At 70.9% G+C, this 16,326-nt stretch carries 16 protein-coding genes; 10 read left to right on the top strand and 6 right to left on the bottom strand.

The window, feature by feature from the left end; all coding sequences use genetic code 11:
- The first annotated feature begins 3 nt into the window (after nucleotides 1-3).
- The gene (locus ACLBKU_RS16735) at nucleotides 4-999 is read left to right on the top strand and encodes a DUF3137 domain-containing protein (RefSeq protein ID WP_410180705.1); all 996 of its coding nucleotides are present in this window, start codon (nucleotides 4-6) and stop codon (nucleotides 997-999) included.
- Here ACLBKU_RS16735 and ACLBKU_RS16730 read toward each other — a convergent pair.
- From ACLBKU_RS16730 to ACLBKU_RS16715, 4 genes are all read right to left on the bottom strand, one after another.
- On the bottom strand, nucleotides 996-2,189 hold the full coding sequence (locus ACLBKU_RS16730; RefSeq protein WP_410180704.1) for a carboxynorspermidine decarboxylase: 1,194 nt from the start codon (nucleotides 2,187-2,189) through the stop codon (nucleotides 996-998). The genes ACLBKU_RS16735 and ACLBKU_RS16730 overlap by 4 nt on opposite strands.
- The gene (locus tag ACLBKU_RS16725; RefSeq protein WP_410180703.1) at nucleotides 2,189-2,533 is read right to left on the bottom strand and encodes a DMT family protein; all 345 of its coding nucleotides are present in this window, start codon (nucleotides 2,531-2,533) and stop codon (nucleotides 2,189-2,191) included. Before ACLBKU_RS16725 ends, ACLBKU_RS16730 begins: the two co-directional genes overlap by 1 nt.
- Nucleotides 2,530-3,519, bottom strand: a complete 990-nt coding sequence (locus ACLBKU_RS16720) for a peptidyl-alpha-hydroxyglycine alpha-amidating lyase family protein (RefSeq protein ID WP_410180702.1) — start codon at nucleotides 3,517-3,519, stop codon at nucleotides 2,530-2,532. Before ACLBKU_RS16720 ends, ACLBKU_RS16725 begins: the two co-directional genes overlap by 4 nt.
- A gap of 123 nt (nucleotides 3,520-3,642) precedes the next feature.
- A complete protein-coding gene (locus ACLBKU_RS16715) occupies nucleotides 3,643-4,869 on the bottom strand; it encodes a saccharopine dehydrogenase family protein (protein WP_410180701.1) in 1,227 nt (408 codons plus the stop codon).
- Nucleotides 4,870-4,939: 70 nt separating this feature from the next.
- Here ACLBKU_RS16715 and ACLBKU_RS16710 point away from each other — a divergent pair, with 70 nt between their 5' ends.
- The 3 genes from ACLBKU_RS16710 (at nucleotide 4,940) to ACLBKU_RS16700 (ending at nucleotide 7,852) form a co-directional block, all read left to right on the top strand.
- Nucleotides 4,940-5,902, top strand: coding sequence for a threonine/serine dehydratase (locus ACLBKU_RS16710; protein WP_410180700.1), 963 nt, complete (start codon nucleotides 4,940-4,942; stop codon nucleotides 5,900-5,902).
- Nucleotides 5,903-5,981: 79 nt separating this feature from the next.
- Nucleotides 5,982-7,196, top strand: a complete 1,215-nt coding sequence (locus ACLBKU_RS16705) for a DUF3419 family protein (RefSeq protein ID WP_410180699.1) — start codon at nucleotides 5,982-5,984, stop codon at nucleotides 7,194-7,196.
- Complete coding sequence (locus ACLBKU_RS16700; RefSeq protein ID WP_410180749.1) at nucleotides 7,196-7,852, top strand: class I SAM-dependent methyltransferase; 657 nt, start codon at nucleotides 7,196-7,198, stop codon at nucleotides 7,850-7,852. The genes ACLBKU_RS16705 and ACLBKU_RS16700 overlap by 1 nt, the downstream gene beginning before the upstream one ends.
- A gap of 108 nt (nucleotides 7,853-7,960) precedes the next feature.
- Here the strand turns inward: ACLBKU_RS16700 and ACLBKU_RS16695 are convergent, their stop codons facing one another.
- Entirely contained in the window at nucleotides 7,961-9,280 is a 1,320-nt protein-coding gene (locus tag ACLBKU_RS16695) for a family 16 glycosylhydrolase (RefSeq protein ID WP_410180698.1), read from the bottom strand.
- A gap of 2 nt (nucleotides 9,281-9,282) precedes the next feature.
- Nucleotides 9,283-10,350, bottom strand: a complete 1,068-nt coding sequence (locus ACLBKU_RS16690; RefSeq protein WP_410180697.1) for a nucleotidyltransferase family protein — start codon at nucleotides 10,348-10,350, stop codon at nucleotides 9,283-9,285.
- A gap of 298 nt (nucleotides 10,351-10,648) precedes the next feature.
- Between ACLBKU_RS16690 and ACLBKU_RS16685 the strand changes: the two genes are divergently transcribed.
- From ACLBKU_RS16685 to ACLBKU_RS16660, 6 genes are all read left to right on the top strand, one after another.
- Nucleotides 10,649-10,807, top strand: coding sequence for a lasso RiPP family leader peptide-containing protein (locus ACLBKU_RS16685; RefSeq protein WP_410180696.1), 159 nt, complete (start codon nucleotides 10,649-10,651; stop codon nucleotides 10,805-10,807).
- A gap of 131 nt (nucleotides 10,808-10,938) precedes the next feature.
- Nucleotides 10,939-11,250 carry a PqqD family protein gene (locus tag ACLBKU_RS16680; RefSeq protein ID WP_410180695.1) on the top strand — a complete coding sequence of 104 codons (312 nt, stop codon included), beginning with the start codon at nucleotides 10,939-10,941 and terminating at the stop codon, nucleotides 11,248-11,250.
- Entirely contained in the window at nucleotides 11,247-11,669 is a 423-nt protein-coding gene (locus tag ACLBKU_RS16675) for a lasso peptide biosynthesis B2 protein (RefSeq protein WP_410180694.1), read from the top strand. The genes ACLBKU_RS16680 and ACLBKU_RS16675 overlap by 4 nt, the downstream gene beginning before the upstream one ends.
- Nucleotides 11,669-13,522 (top strand): asparagine synthase-related protein, encoded by a 1,854-nt coding sequence (locus tag ACLBKU_RS16670; RefSeq protein ID WP_410180693.1) that lies wholly within the window; start codon nucleotides 11,669-11,671, stop codon nucleotides 13,520-13,522. The genes ACLBKU_RS16675 and ACLBKU_RS16670 overlap by 1 nt, the downstream gene beginning before the upstream one ends.
- Nucleotides 13,519-14,445 (top strand): serine kinase, encoded by a 927-nt coding sequence (locus tag ACLBKU_RS16665; RefSeq protein WP_410180692.1) that lies wholly within the window; start codon nucleotides 13,519-13,521, stop codon nucleotides 14,443-14,445. The genes ACLBKU_RS16670 and ACLBKU_RS16665 overlap by 4 nt, the downstream gene beginning before the upstream one ends.
- Complete coding sequence (locus ACLBKU_RS16660) at nucleotides 14,442-16,322, top strand: ABC transporter ATP-binding protein (RefSeq protein ID WP_410180691.1); 1,881 nt, start codon at nucleotides 14,442-14,444, stop codon at nucleotides 16,320-16,322. The genes ACLBKU_RS16665 and ACLBKU_RS16660 overlap by 4 nt, the downstream gene beginning before the upstream one ends.
- Nucleotides 16,323-16,326: the final 4 nt, after the last annotated feature.

Genomic DNA, 16,326 nt, shown 5'->3' with positions numbered 1-16,326 from the left:
AAAATGGCGACGAATGCAGGAACGGACATCAACGCCCTGATGCAGGGCGGTCTGGAAGACTGGCTGGCAGGCCAGAACGACATGCGCGAGAGCGCGAAGAAGCAGGCGACCAATCGCTGGGTGTGGGGGGCGGCCATACTCCTCCCCGTGCTCGCCTTCATATGGTTCAGCCCTGTTGCCGATACGCCCTTTGCCGCCATCATCACGCTGGGCGGCGCAGGGATCGCGGCATGGTGGGGCTACCGCCCGATCGCGGCCGCGACACAGGCGATCAAGGTCGGCATCAACACGGCCATCGCGGCCAGCTATGGCCTGACCTATGCCAGCGAGGTCGAACCCGGCACCGAATTCGAGGCCGCGCGCACCTATGGCCTGCTTCCCGGCTTCGACCGGTCGAACTTCGAGGACCGCTGGTTCGGCACGCTCGAAGGGCACGCCTTCGACCTTTACGAGGCGCACCTCGAAGAACAGCGCGGATCGGGCAAGAACCGGCGCTGGGTGACGGTGTTCAGGGGGCCGCTGATCCGCATGGGCTTCGGCCGCAAGTTCCACTCCACCACGCTGCTCGAACGCGCGGGCAAGCACCGCAAGTGGCTGGGCCTCGGCGGGGCGAGCGACCATGTCAGCTTCGAGGGACACCGGCTCGACCGGGTCGATCAGGTCCATCCGGCCTTTGCCGAAACCTTCGCGCTCTATTCCGACGACCAGGTCGAGGCGCGCGTGCTGGTGCATCCCTCCTATGTCGAACATCTGCTGCGGCTCGAAAGCGCCTTCGAGGCGCGCGAGATGCGGGCGCTGTTCATGCGCGGCGAGGTGATCGTGGCGATCGAGACCGGCGACCTGTTCGAAAGCGGCGGAATGAGCGCTGCGGCCGACCGGGAAAAGGCCGCGAAAGCCGCGCGGCAGTTCGGGGCGATGGCGGGTCTCGCGCTTGCGATCAACCAGAACGAGCGCGGGCGGGCGATCGACGCCGGGCCGCAGTCGCCGGTCGATCTCTAGCTCAGCCGGTCGCGGAAATCCTCGTAGGAGAAGCGCTTGACGCATTCGAGCGCGTCGGTCTCGCTGTCCCATAGCCAGATCGAGGGCAGCGGCACGCCGTTGAAGGTGTTGGTCTTGACCATCGAATAATGCGCCTGGTCGAGGAAGGCAAAGCGCGCGCCCGGCTCGGCGGCAACGGGGAGGCGGTAGTCGCCGATCACGTCCCCCGCGAGGCACGAGGGGCCGCCGAGGCGGATCGGGATCATGTCTTCATCAGTGAGTTCGCCGAGCATCGCCGGACGATAGGGCGCTTCCAGCACGTCGGGCATATGGCAGGTCGCCGAGATGTCGGAGATCCCCACCGGCATCTCGTTGAAGTGCGTGTCGAGCAGGGTCCCGACGAGGATTCCCGCATCGAGCGCCACCGCCTCGCCGGGCTCGAGGATGATCTCGCAGCCGGTGTCGGCGGCGGCATCCTTGAGGAATTCGACGAGCTCCTCGCGCTGGTAATCGGCGCGGGTGATGTGGTGCCCGCCGCCCATGTTGATCCACTTCAATTGCCCGAAGAACGGCTCGATCGCGTCGAACACCCGGTCCCAGGTCTGGCGGAGCGGCTCGAAGTCCTGCTCGCACAGGTTGTGGAAGTGGATGCCCTCGATCCCCTCCATGTCCTCCTCGGTGAGCTGGTCGAGCGGGTAGCCGAGCCGCGAGCCGGGGGCGGAGGGGTCGTACTTGGCGACCTCGCCGGTCGGCACCTGAGGGTTGATCCTGAGGCCGACGCTGAAGTCGGCCCCGCTTGCCGCGGCATGGTCGAGGATCAGGCGGGCGCGCTGGAACTGGCCGGGGGAGTTGAAGATGATGTGATCGGAAAGCCGCGCGATCTCCTCGAGGTCCTCGGGCTTGAAGGCCGCGCAATAGGTCGCGATCTCGCCGTCGTAGAACTCCGAGGCGAGGCGCGCCTCCCACAGGCCCGAGGTCGCGACCCCGTCGAGATACTCGCCGATGATCGGGGCAGCCGACCACATCGAGAAGGCCTTGAGGGCGGCAAAGATGCGGATCTCCGCGCCGTCGCTCGCGGCGGCATCGCGCACCGCGGCGAGCGTGCGGCAATTGGCGCGAAGGCGTGCGGCGTCGACCACGAAGGCGGGGCTGTCGACGCGCGACAGGTCGAATTGGGCGAAAGCCCCCGGATCGCCGGCCTTGGTCTGCATCAGCCGAGCGGGCTCTTGAAGATCATGAAAGCGCCTCCTCCAATCAGGGCGAAACCGAGTAGCTGGCTGGGGCCGGGCGTCTGGCCGAACAGCCACCAGGCGACAAGCACGAAGGCCGCGAGAGATAGGATCTCCTGGATGGTCTTCAACTCGGTCAGCGAATAGTGAGCGATGCCGATCCGGTTGGCGGGCACGGCGAGGCAATATTCGAGCAGCGCGATCCCCCAGGCGAGCCCGATCGCCCCCAGCATCGGCAACGAGGGCTGCTTGAGGTGCCAGTACCAGGCGAGGTTCATCACCACGCCCGAGGCGGCAAGGAGGACAATCGGCAGCAGGCCGGTCATGGAACCGCCTCGTCCGGCAGCCTGAAGCGCACCACCCGCCCGCCGGGCACGTCGGTGACGTAGACATGGCCGTCGGGCCCGATCGCGAGGTCGTGGCCCAGGCTCGCGTTCTCGCCCGGCAGGCCGACGTCGTAGCTCGCCTCGACAAGGCCGTTTGCCGAATAGACGCGGACGATCGCGCGCTTGCGATCGGCCGCGTCGCGCCCTTCGACCGCGAGGAGGCGCCCGCCGCCGAGCGGCTTCAGCCCGTAGGTGTGATTGCCCTCGGGCGAGGGCCAGGTCGCGAGGGGCTTGGCTGCGTGGTCGTAGACCTCGATCCGCGCATTCTCGCGGTCGGCGACGTAGATGTGCGCGTCGTCGACCGCGACCGCGTGGGCGATCCGGAAGTTGCCCCAGTCCTTGAGGAACGTGCCCTCGGGCGAGAACTCGGCGACGCGGGTGTTGACGTAGCCGTCGGCGACGAGCACGCGGCTGCCCACGAAGGCGACATCGGCGGGGCGGCCGAAATGGCCCGGATCCTGCCTGCTGACGCCCTTCTCGCCGAGGGTCAGCTCGAGCTTGCCCTCGGGGCTGAAGCGGAACACCTGTTCGAGCCCTGTGTCGGTGATCCACACCTTGCCCGCGGGGTCGATCGAGAGCCCGTGGGGCATGATGAACATACCCGCGCCCCACCGGGCAATCAGCTCGCCGTCGGGCGAAAACTTGAAGACGGTATTCTCGGCGATCGGCTCCTTGGGAAAGGGCTCGATCCACTCGCGCCCGGCGCGGTGGAGCACCCAGACATTGCCCTGCGCATCGACATCGACCGCACTCACCTCCCCGAACTTCGCGCCCGCCGGGATGGTCGGCCATCCCGCATCGACAGCGAGCTTCGCCACCTTTTCAGGCGGCGGCGGGGCGGCGCCGTTGCAGCCGGAGAGCGTCAGCAGGGCGAGCGCGGGGAGCGCACGCGCCGCGATTGTTGAAAACGGCTTTCTCATGAGCATGCCCCCACCTTCGTCATTGCGAGGAGCCGCAGGCGACGCGGCAATCCATCGACTGATGTCGCACCATGGCGAGCCGTTCGTCCATGGACTGCTTCGCTCCGCTCGCAATGACGAGAGACTGCGTCAGAACTCCACCGGCCCCGGCAGCTCCTCGACCGTCCACGGCAGGCCGTGTTCGTTCAACATCGCCATGAAGGGATCGGGATCGAGCTGTTCGATGTTGAACACGCCCTCACCCTGCCATTCGCCCTTCACCATCATCGCCGCGCCGATCATCGCCGGCACGCCGGTGGTGTACGAAACCGCCTGGTTGCCGGTCTCCTCATAAGCCGCCTCGTGCGAGCAGATGTTCTTGATGTAAAAGGTCTTCTCCCCCGACCCGTCCAAGGCCTCGCCGGTCGCGATCACGCCGATGTTGGTGTTGCCCTTGGTGGTCTCGCCGAGCGTCTCGGGCTTGGGGAGCACCGCGGCGAGGAATTGCAGCGGGATGATGTCGCGGCCCTGGTACTTGACCGGCTCGATGCTCGTCATGCCGACGTTCTGGAGCACGGTGAGGTGGGTGATGTACTGGTCGCCGAAGGTCATCCAGAAGCGCGCGCGTTCCAGTTCGGGGACGAACTTCGCGAGGCTCTCGAGCTCCTCGTGGTACATGAGGTACATGTTCTTGGGGCCGACCGCCTCGAAGTCGAAGCCGACCTTGGTGCTCATCGCGGGTGTTTCCACCCACTCCCCGTTTTCCCAGTGGCGCGCGGGGGCGGTCACTTCGCGGATGTTGATTTCGGGGTTGAAGTTGGTGGCGAAGTGCTGGCCGTGGTCGCCGCCGTTGCAGTCGAGGATGTCGAGCTGGCGGATCGTCTTGAGCTTGTGCTTCTTGAGCCACATGGTGAAAACCGAGGTGACGCCCGGATCGAAGCCGCTTCCCAGCAGCGCCATAAGCCCTGCATCCTTGTAGCGCTCGTGGTAGGCCCACTGCCACTTGTACTCGAACTTCGCCTCGTCCTTGGGTTCGTAGTTGGCGGTATCGAGGTAGTCGACGCCCGCCTCGAGGCAGGCGTCCATGATCGGCAGGTCCTGGTAGGGAAGCGCGAGGTTCACCACCAGTCCTGCCCCGGTCTTGCGGATCAGGCCAACCATCGCCGGCACTTCCTCGGCATCGATCTCGTAGGTGGCGATGTCGCGCCCGCAGCGCTCCTTCACCGAGGCGGCGATCGCGTCGCACTTGGCCTTGGTGCGGCTCGCGAGGTGGATCTCGGGGAAGATCCCGGGATTGAACGCCATCTTGTGGACGCACACCGAACTCACCCCGCCCGCACCGATGACGAGGACAGTGCTGTTTTTCGCTGCCGACATTGTTAGGAACCTTTCGTGATGCGATGCGAATCTTGCGCGAGCCCTTAATGCAACGCGGAAGCGGGGACAAATGATCCGAGCCGATACGAGAATGCCCACAGCCCAAGGCGTACGCGCCGCCGCCGAGGCGATCGCCGCGATCCTGCCCCCCACTCCGCTCCTGCCGGTCGAGATCGGCGGCGTGCGGGCCTGGGTGAAGGCGGACAACCTCCAACCGATCGGCTCGTTCAAGATCAGGGGCGCATGGTGGCGGCTCTCGAGCCTCACCCCCGAGGAACGCGCAGCAGGCGTCGTCGCGGTGTCCTCGGGCAACCATGCGCAAGGGGTGGCCTGGGCGGCGCGGCGGCTCGGCGTGCGCGCGACCATCGTCATGCCCCACGACGCGCCGGAGGTGAAGCTGGCGAACACCAGGGCGCTCGGGGCCGAGGTCGTGCTTTACCGGCGCCCCGGCGAGGACCGCGACGCGGTGGCGGCGAGGCTGATCGCCGCGCGCGGGGGGACGCTCGTCCACGCTTTCGGCGATCCCTGGGTGATCGAGGGTCAGGGCTCGGCCGCGATCGAGATCGCCGCGCAATTGGGCCGCACGCCATCGCGGATCATCGCCTGCTGCGGCGGCGGGGGGCTGGCGGCGGGGCTTGCGCTGGGCGCGCCCGAGGCGAAGATCCACGCCGTCGAGCCGGTCGGCTGGGACATGGTCGGCCGCTCGCTCGCTGCGGGCGCCATCGTCCCTGCCGCATCAGATGCGCCCAGGACCATCTGCGACGCGCTCCAGCCGCTCGCGACCAAGCCGATCAACCTCGCGGTGCTGCTCGGGCGCGCCGAGCCGGGGGTCGCCGTCACCGACGCCGAGGTGCGCGCCGCCCAGCGGTTTGCCTTCGCCAACCTCAGGCTGGTGCTCGAGCCCGGCGGCGCGGCGGCGCTCGCCGCGGCGCTGGCGGGCAAGGTGCCGCTCGACGCGGACAGCGTCATCATGCTCACCGGCGGCAATGCCGACCCGGCAGCCTATGCGGCGACGATCGCCGCCACCGATTAGACCTGTGGAAAGCGTCACACAGCCGACACGCTAGGGACATAGAGCGCCTGCCGGAACCTCACGCAAGGACCGGATAGACATGGCGACAGCAGCGAAGCGGATCATCGAGGACGCGGTGGTCCGCAAGGACGCGAAGGTCGGCGACAAGCTGCTCGACAAGGCCTTCGCCCTCGCCTTCAAGGGGCTGGTCTACGCCCAGATCTGGGAAGACCCGGTGGTCGACATGGAGGGGCTCGACCTCCAGCCCGACAGCCGCCTGATGTGCATCGCCAGCGGCAGCTGCAACGCGCTGTCCTACCTCACCGCCGATCCCGCCCAGGTCACCGCGGTCGATCTCAACCGCGCCCATGTCGCGCTCGGGCGGCTCAAGATCGCGGCGATCCGCCACCTGCCCAGTTACGAGCGCTTCCACCGCTTCTTCGCCCATGCCGACCACAAGGAGAACGCCGCGGTCTACCGCACCATGATCGCCCCCCATCTCGACGCGGAGAGCCGCGCCTATTGGGAGAAGCGCGACATCACCGGACGGCGGCGCATCTCGCATTTCACCCGCGGCATCTACCGGCAGGGATTGCTCGGCAATTTCATCGGCCTCGCGCACCTGTTTGCCAAGCTCTACAAGATCGACCTCGCCAAGCTGCTCGAGGCCTCGACCCTCGAGGAGCAGCGCGAGGTGTTCGAGCGCGAGCTGGCCCCGGTGTTCGAGAAGCGCTTCATCCGCTGGCTCACCGACCAGCCGGCCTCGCTGTTCGGGCTCGGCATCCCCCCGGCGCAGTTCGAGCATCTCGCCGGCGACGAGCGGATGGCCGAGGTGCTCAGGCGCCGGCTCGAGAAGCTCGCCTGCGACTTCGCGGTCAAGGACAACTACTTCGCCTGGCAGGCCTTCGGGCGCGGCTATGCGCGCACGGAGAGCGCGGCGCTGCCGCCCTATCTCCAGCGCGGCAACTGGGAGGCGATGAAGGCGCGGGTCGACCGCCTCGACGTCACCCGCGCCAACATGGTCGACTGGATCGGCGCGCGCGAGCCCGCCAGCATGGACCGCTTCGTGCTGCTCGACGCGCAGGACTGGATGAACGACGCGCAGCTCGACGGGCTGTGGGGCCGCATCACCCGCGCCAGCCGTCCGGGCGCCCGGGTGCTGTTCCGCACCGCCGCCGAGCCCTCGCTGCTCCCCGGGCGGCTCGATGAGACCATCCTAAGGAAGTGGCGCTATCTCGATGAATTGTCTGCCGATCTCACCCGCCGCGACCGCTCGTCGATCTACGGCGGCGTGCACGTCTACGAGCTCGCGTGATGGCGAGTCTCGGCGCATCCCCCCACGCCGCGCTGATGGACGAGGTCTATCGCGGGCAGCGGCATATCTATGATTTCACACGCAAATATTACCTATTCGGCCGCGACACGCTGATCGCAGGCCTCGCCGCCGGGCCGGGCGCGCGGGTGCTCGAGGTCGCCTGCGGGACCGGGCGCAACCTTGCGAAGATCGCCGGGGCATGGCCGGGCGCGCGGCTCTACGGCATCGACATCTCGGCCGAGATGCTCAAGAGCGCGCGCGCCGCGCTGCGGGGCGAGGCTTCCCTCGCGCAGGGCGATGCGTGCAGCTTCATGCCGCAGGCGCTGCTCGGCGAGCCCGCCTTCGAGCGGGTGGTGCTGTCCTATTCGCTCTCGATGATCCCCGACTGGGAGCGCGCGCTCGACCAGGCCGCGGCCTGCCTTGCGCCGGGCGGGAGCCTGCATGTCGTTGATTTCGCGTCGCTCGACGGCCTGCCCTCGCCGTTCCGCAGGCTGCTGCGCGCCTGGCTCGCCAGATTTCACGTCGAACCGCGCGAGGATCTGCCGCACGTCGCCGCGAAAGTGGCCGCAGCGCGCGGGCTGATCCTGGCGAGCCGGCGCGGTCCGCTCGGCTACTACCAGCTCCACGTCCTCAAATCGCCTGAGCCGCGACCCTGATGGCGATGTTTCACGTGAAACACTGCAAAAAGCGGGGGTGCGAGAGGGGTTTGGAGGGGGTGTAAGCGGGTCTGGAGGGGGTCTAGGCCGGGCTATCGCACCGCAAGCTCACCGCAAAGCCCGGCCTGCCGCGCGCCCGCCTTCGCCGCTCCGCCAGATCCTGAGCGCCCGCACCCGCATCGCCGCATTGCCGCCGCTGTAGTCCCCCTCGCGCTTCACCGCGACGTTCATCAGCGGGAACCACCGCGTCCCCGCGAAGGGGTTGACGGCCTGATAGACCTCGCGTCCGTCGACGAACCAGGTGATGAAATCGGGCGCGATGTCGACGGCGTAGCGGTGCCAGCCGCTCGCGAAGCCCGTAAGGCCGTAGAAGCGCCGCGCGTCGATCCGCAAGGGCGCGGTGAAACTGCGCTTGCCCCTCGCGCCGCCGTGGAGATTGGCGCTGATGTCGGAATCGAAGTCCCATCCGGGGGATTCGCCGAAGCCCTCGTAGACGTCGATCTCGGGGGGCCAGCCGTTCACCGGGAGCAGCCACAGCGCGGGCCAGCTGCCGCGCCGGTCGGGCATCCACGCCTCCCACTCGACCTGCCCGTAGGTGAGGTGGGTCTCCGGCATCCGCTCGCCGGTGAGCACCGCCGCGCCGTGTCGGTAGCTGCGGCCCTCCCACGCTATCGGCGTGCCAAGCTGCTGGCTGCGCAGCACCAGCGCCCCGCCCTCGACGGCGATCGGCGCCGCAGGGGCGCGGTGCGTCTGCGGGTCGAGATAGAGCCCGGTCTCGCCATTGCCCGTCTGGGTGCGGCCGTGCGGCAGGCGGGTCGCGAAGACGCCGGGGCCGCCGCGGTCGCTCCAGCGCGCGGCGGGCGGGTCGAGCACCCAGTCGGGCGCGCCTGCCGGAACGAAGCGGCGGGGTGGGCGGAAGCCGCGGGTCTGCGCCGCGCCCGCCCTGGCGCCCGGCGCCGCGCTCACCCGCCCCCGCGCATCGGCGACCTCGGCCCCGTCGACGCCTTCGGGGAAATGCACCTCGAAGGACGGCCCGGGCGGCAGGTCCACGAGCGCCACCCGCAGGGTCTGCACGAGCGGATCGCCGGGGCGGAAGATCACTGTGGTGTCGAGCCGCCGGTAGTGCCGCCCCTCGAGCGCGGGATCGGGGAACTGGCCGTTGCGGGTCATCACCCGCGCGTGGATGGTGTTGGGGGTGGGCCGGTCGAGCGTGATCGGCACGAAGGCCGCGCGCGCGCCGGGGGGCACGGCGACGTCGCCGATGCGCACCCGCGCGCGCGGCGGGAAGGCGGCGCCGCCCCGGAAGTCGAACCGCTCGCCGCGCGCCGGAGCCCCGGCGGCATGGGGCGAAGTCCCGGTCGCGGCGCCCGCGAGCAGCCACAGTCCGAGCGCCGCCTGAGCGAGATGGCGCAGGGCGCCCCGTCGCATCCTCAGCTCCCGCCGCTGCCGGCCGCGCGGCGCAGCGCCTCGCTGGCGATGATCCGCGCCTGCTCGCGCGCGAATTCGGCGCTGCGCCGCGCCGGCCCCGCATCGCTGCACAGCGCCCACAGCACAGCGCGGCGGCGCGGCCAGGGGGTGCCGGGCGCCTCGGGGGCGAAGGCCATCGCCAGCACCGCCGCGCGGCTCGCCCAAGGCGGCAGGCGCAGGGCTGCGAGCGGGGGCGCGAGCGGCAGGTCGAGAGCGAAGATCCGCCCCGCGAGCGCGGCGGCAAAGCCGACCGTCCCGGAAAGGCGCTGGCGCACCGCGGCCTCGGCGAAGGCCGCGCTCTCGCCGCACGCCGCCAGCGCGAGCAGACCGGCGGCAAGATCATAGGCATAGCGCGCCGAAGGTTTCCGATGCGCGAACTCCTTGGCGAGGTTGAGCGCGCAGATCAGCACCGTGTCGACGAGGCCCGGGAAGGTGATTGCCACCCCGCCGATCGTCTCGCGCCGCCCTTCGGAAAGGAAGGCGCCAAGATCGGCGGGCGGCGGGCTGCCGGGCTGCTGGAGGCGGTGGTGGAGATCGATCACCCCGCCTTGCGGGTGGACGAGATGGACCTCGCCGAGCGCCCGCGTCCACCACGGCGAGGTGTCCCCGCGGCGCGTGAAGCCCGCCGCCTCGAAGCTCGCGAGCGCCGCCGCGAAGTCGGCGCGCGCGACGAGCAGGTCGAGATCGCCCGAGCGGCAGAAGAACGGGTCGCCGTGGATCTGGCGGTGCTGGAAGGGCCCCTTGAAGGCGATTGCCGGGATGCCCGCGCTCGCAAGGATCGGAAAGGCGATTCGCGCCAGGCCCAGCACCCGCCCGTTGCTCACCGCCGCCCGCGCCCGCGCATGGCGGACCGCCTCGGCGAGCGGCGGCGGCATCGCGGTTCGGGCGATAGAGAAAGCGCGCTGGCAGGGCCCGGTCATGCGCGTGCGCACCGCCAGCGCGGCGAGCGCGGCGGCGTCCTCCTGAGCGAGCGCCGGGAGCGGCTCCTGCGCAAGGCCCGTCAGGCTGACGCGCGCTAACCCCGCTAACAATCCAGCACAATCAACGGGACCTGCGACGAGTAGTGCGTCGTCCCCGCGGCTCGACTCAAGGTCAGAACGGTTATTATCTTGGGTGAATGCAGTCATTGTCCGGGGTCCCCAAGGATTGATCGTCGAAATCCACCTCGGATTTACGATAGGGGTGCCCGGACGGAATTTAATAACGTGCTTTATCGCAAGGGCGACAGTCCATTGATTGAGCACGCTTGATTTCACCCGCGTGCTCCTTTTCGCGTCCCTGCGTCAGGCGATGCCGGGGCTGTTCAATAATACCCAAAGGAGAAAGCGAATGAGCACAATGAACTATTCGGCCCCCTCGCTCGAAGAACTGGGCACTTTCGAGACCCTGACCCAGGCCTCGGGCTGCCCCGATGCGCTCGACGCGACCTTCCCGGCCGGCACGCCCTTCGGCGACCTCACCTGCGGCGTCGAAGACGGCCTGTCCTGATCGGCCGACAGGGGGCAGCGGAGCGCACCGGGGGCCAAGCCCCGGGCACGGGACCGCTCCCTGTCCCGCCTTTCCACGCCGGCGGGGGTGGGCCCGCCTGCGCGTCCCTTCAGTTTGCGGGGAAACCGTCGATGGAGCGAATTGCAACCACCCTGCCGCCTGCCCTCGAGATCGCGAGCGATCCCGAGGTGGTCGGCTGCACGCTGGGCGAGGGCTCGGCGCTGCTCAACCTGCGCACCAACATCTATTACAGCCTCAACGCCGTGGGCGCCTTCGTGTGGGACCGGCTGGTGGAGGCGGGCGCCGAGCGGGTGACCTTTGCCGCGCTCGTCGCGGCGGTGCGCGAAGCCTATGACGCGCCGGTCGATGTGGTCGAGGCGGACATTGCGCGGCTGGTCACCGATCTCGAGGCCGCCGGGCTGGTCCGATGCACCCGCGGGTGAGCGCCCTGCCGCCCCCGCCCCGCACGCCGCGCCTCGCCGCGCTGCGCCGCGACGCCAAGTGCCTCGCGGCGCTGGCGGTGATGCGCGTCGGCCTCAGCACCTTGGGCTACAACCGGCTGCGGCGCCTCATGCCGCCCGCCCCGCCCTCGGGCGAGGGGCACTTCTACGCCCGCCAGCTCGCCCGCCGGATCGAGCGCCTCGCGCAGCTCGTCCCGCGCGCGACCTGCCTCACCCAGGCGCTCGCGCTGCAATACCTGCTTGCGCGCGCGGGGCACGGGTCGGACCTCCATGTCGGGGTGCGCTGCGACGACGCGGGGCGGTTCGAGGCCCATGCCTGGCTCGCCTGCAACGGGCGGGTGGTGATCGGCGCGGCGGGCACGCGCCTCTCGGACTACACGCACCTGACGGGGCGCCGCTGATGGCGCGGCGCGGCGGGATTGCCGGAGCGGTCGGGACGGGGCCGGGCGAGACCCCGCCCCCGCACCCCGGCGCCCGGGAGACCGCGCCCGGCGTCATCCTCGAGGGGCCCGGCGGGGTCCATGTCGAGCAGGGCCTCGCCCTCGTCGCCGACGCCCGGCTCGACAACCGCGCGGAGCTTGCCGCGAGGCTCGGCCTTTCCCCGCAGGCGAGCGACGCAGCGGTGATCGCCGCCGCGTGGCGCGCCTGGGGCGAGGCGGCGCCGGAGCGGCTCGCGGGCGCCTTCGCCTTCGCGCTGTGGGACGCCGCGCGCCGCCGCCTGCTGTGCGCACGCGACCCGATGGGCCTCGCCCCGCTGTGCTACCGCCGCGAGGGGGGAGCCTTGCGCTTGGCCGCCTTCCCCGACGCCCTCGCCGCCGCCCTCGACCGGCCGCGCACCCTGCGCGAGGAGGCGATCGCCGACTTCCTCTACGGCCGGGTGCTCGATGCCGAGAACACCTGGTTCGCGGGCGTCCAGCGCCTCCCCGCCGGGCACAGCCTCAGCTTCGAACGCGGCGCGCTGACCTTCACCCGCTTCGCCGCGATTGCCCCCGCCCCCTTCGCCCGCGGCGAGGACGCGCCTGCCGGCCTGCGCGCCCGCCTTGACGCCGCCGTCGCCCGGCAGACGCAGGGCCACGAGAATGTCGGCGCGCTGCTCAGCGGCGGGCTCGATTCCTCGGCGATCGCCTGCCTCGCGCGCGACCAGCGCCGCCGCGCCGGCGGGCCGCCGCTCCCGGTCTTCACCATGCTGTTCCGCGAGCCAGCGCGCTCCAACGAGCGGGCCCACGCCGAGGCGGTGCTCGCCACCGGGCATTTCGCGCCGCACATTCTCGAACTCGACGGCTATGCGCCCTTCGCTGGCTTCGCGGACCTGCTCGGCGAGATGGGCGGCCCGACCCTCTCGCCCAACCTCGCCGCGATGCGCCACGTCCTCGCGGCCGCTGCCGAACAGGGCGTCGCGGTGCTGCTCGACGGCCACGGCGGGGACGAGGTGGTGAGCCACGGCTACGGCCTCCTCGACGAGCTCGCGGCAAGCGGCGCCTGGCTCGCGCTGTGGCGCGAGGCGCGCGGGGCGGCGGACAGTTACGGCCGCTCGCGCCTTGCCCTCACCCGCCGCGTCGCCGCCCGCCAGCAGCGGCTCGACGCAAGGGTCGTGGCAAAGCTCCTCGCCCCCTTCGACCGCGACGCGGCCCCCGCCGCGGAGCGCCCCCCGGCGCATATCCTCGCGCGCGACCTCGTCCAGCGCAGCCGCTTGCCCGAGCGGATGCGCGGCTTCGTCCGCCCCGAACTTGCCGCGACCGAGCAGGGCCAGCACCGCGCGGTGCTCGCAGACCCGCTCCAGCCCTATGCCTTCGAGGTCCACGCCGCCTTCTACCGGGCGCAGGGCCTGGCGCCCCGTTATCCCTTCTGGGACCGCGCGGTGGTGGAGTTCTGCCTCGGCCTGCCCGCGCAGGAGAAGCTGTCGCGCGGCTGGTCGCGGCTGGTGCTGCGCCGCGCGATGGCGGGGATCGTGCCGGATTCGGTGCTGCAACGGCGCGACAAGATCGACTTCACCGTCCACCTCGCGCGCGGCATGGTGCGCCACCACCGCGGGGCGCTGGACGAGCTGTTCGGCGCCGCCGCGAGCCCGCTCGCGCCCTTCGTCGATCTCCCCCGCGCCCGGATGTTGTGGTCCGCCATCGCCGCCGACCCCGACGCCGCCGGCGGCAGGAGCGTGCAGATGATCTGGCGCGCCGCGGCGCTCGGGATGTGGCTCGAGATGGGCTGCGGCGCGCGCACGAGCGGCGCGGTGCGGCTGCGCGAGGCGGCGGCATGAGCCTCTTCCCGCGCGGCGGCCCGCACCACTACCGCGCCTTCGGCCTCGCCATCGCCAGCGACATGGCGCTGCCCGAACTCGTCCCCGCGCCCGCGGGCCCCGCCGACCTCACGATCCGCGTCGTCCACACGGGGCGCGAATTTCCCGCGCCCGAGGCGCCCGGCACATTCCGCTTCGGCGACACCCAGTGCTTCCTCCTCTACCCGCAGATCGGCGCCTTCCGCATCGCCGCCCCCAGGCTCATCGAGGTCGAGCCGCGCCCGGGGATCGACCCGGCGCTGGTCGCCTTCCCTCTCTTGGGCCCGGTGCTGGCACTGCTGCTCCAGGCGCGCGGCAGCTTCCTCCTCCACGGTAGCGCGCTCGCCGGTGCCGGGGGCGCGAGTTTCGCCTTCCTCGGCGACAAGGGGGCGGGCAAGTCGACCACCGCGGCGGCCTTCCTGCGCGCCGGATACGCGCTCCTCACCGACGACATCATCGCCATCGAGGGGCTCGAGCGCAGCGCGGGGACGATCAGTCCGGCCTTCCCGCAGGTCAAGCTCACCGAGGCGGCCTCGGCGGCGCTCGCGGGGGCGGACCTCGATGCGCGCCCCGGCGTGCCGCTGGTGCGCGACAAGCAGCGCTTCCTCGTCGGCTCGGGCTTCGCCGAGGCGTCCCATGCGCCGGGGCACTTCTTCCTGCTGACCCGCGGCCCCGAGCTGGCGCTGCGCCCGCTCGAACCCAAGGAGCGGATGAAGGCCTTCCTGCGCTTCTCCTACGGGACGCGCTTCGGCGCGGCGGCGATCACCCCGGCGATCGCCGCGCGCCACGCCCGGCAATGCGCCGCCCTCGCCCACACGGCGCAGGCCGCGATTCTTACCGTGCCGCATGACTTGGGCGCACTCGGCGAGGTCGTGGACTTCGTGGCCGGGCATCTCGGGACATGAACGCCCCTGCCCGCGCCGCGAATTACGAGGGCATCCTCCCCTTCGTCCGCTACCTCGCCGCCGGGAGCGGGCGGCGCTTCGCCATCGCGCTCGCGCTGCTGGTGCTCGGCGGGCTCACCGAGGGGGTGTCGATCCTGCTGGTGGTGCCGCTGCTCTCGCTCGCCGGGCGCAATGCGGGCGAAGGGCTGGTGCTGCCCGAGTGGGCAGGAGGCGTGACGATCAGCCTCGGCATGGCGCTCGCCGGGCTGGTCGCGCTGGTCGCGCTGCAAGGGCTCTTCACCCGGGCGAAGAACATCTACCTCGCCGACCTGCTGTTCGACCTCCTCAACCGCTTGCGGCTCGATCTCTTCGCCGCGATCGGGGCGCTGCGCTGGGACGCGCTGGTCCGCCGCCGCCCCTCGGACCTGCATCACCTTCTCACCGGCGATGTCGAGCGGGTCTATACCGCGGCGATGGCGGTGATGATGCTGCTTCAGGCGGGGATCCTGCTCGCGATCTACCTCCTCGTCGCCTGGGTGATCGCCCCGGCGATGATGCTGACCGCCGCCGGGCTCGGCCTCGTCATGCTCGTGATGCTCGCCCCTTTGCGTGCGCGCGCGACGCGCTTCGGGCGCGAGCGCACCGCCAACAAGCGCGACCAGTACCGCACCGTCTCGGAATATCTCGGCGGCCTCAAGACCGCGCGCATCCACGGCGCGGAAGGCGCCTACCGCGCGCGGCTCGCCGAGAACCTCGGCAAGGTCCACGCGGAGGCGGTGGGCTACATGCGCCTCACCTCGCTCGGCATGATCGCGAGCCAGGTGGTGAGCGCACTCGCGGTCGCCGCCATCGTCTATGCCGGGGTTCGCTTCCTCGGCATGGGCCTGCCGCAGCTCGTCGCCTTCCTCGTCCTCCTCATGCGCATCGCCCCGCGCTTCACCGCCATGCAGACCAGCCTCCAGCAATTGCTCGGCGAGGTCACGGTCTTCGCCGACATCCGGCGCTTTCTCGATGAATGCGCCGCCGAGGCCGAGCCGCCGCTCCCCGCCACCGCCGCCCCGCCGCCGGTGCTCGCCCGCGGAATCCGCTGCGAGGGCGTGCGCTACGCCTATGCGGGGGGCGACGGCGATCCGGCGCTCGCGCAGCTCGACTGCGTGATCCCGGCCGGCGCGATCACCGCGCTGATCGGCCCCTCGGGGAGCGGCAAGAGCACCACCGCGGACCTGCTGTGCGGCCTCCTCTCGCCCGAAGCGGGGACGATCCGCATCGACGGCGAAGCGCTCACCCCCGAGACCGCGCGCGCCTGGCGCCGCCAGGTCGCCTACGTGCCGCAGGACCACTTCCTGCTCCCCGGCTCGGTCGCCGAGAACCTGCGCCTCGCGCGCCCGCAGGCGAGCGAGGCCGAGCTGTGGCAGGCGCTCGAGGGCGCGGGCGCGGCGGAGTTCGTGCGCGCGCTTCCGGTGGGCCTCGACACGCCGCTCGGCGAGAACGGCAGCCGCCTCTCGGGCGGGCAGCGCCAGCGCATCGCGCTCGCCCGCGCGCTGGTGATGGCGCCGCAGCTGCTGGTCCTCGACGAGGCGACCAGCGCGCTCGACTGGGAGAGCCAGGCCGCCTTCGCCCGCTCGGTCGCGGCGCTGAGGGGCCGGGTGACGGTGCTCGTCATCGCCCACCGCCTCTCGATGGTCGCCGCGGCCGACCACGTGATCGCGCTCAACAGGGGCCGGGTGGTCGAGGTCGGCGGCTTTGCCGAGCTCGCCCGCGGCGCGGGGCCGGTCGGCCAGCTCGTCGCCGCCGAACGCAGCGAACGCCATGCCCCGTCCGGCGAACCGGCGGCGCGAGGCAAACCCATGTGGGTGCCCCGCGCCGCCGCGCCGTCATCGCCAGGCCAAGCAACATGAGAAG

Origin of the sequence: Erythrobacter sp. NE805 (assembly GCF_046452355.1) — a bacterium.
Taxonomy (GTDB): Bacteria; Pseudomonadota; Alphaproteobacteria; order Sphingomonadales; family Sphingomonadaceae; genus Erythrobacter.
This window is presented reverse-complemented; position numbering and strand designations above follow the sequence as displayed.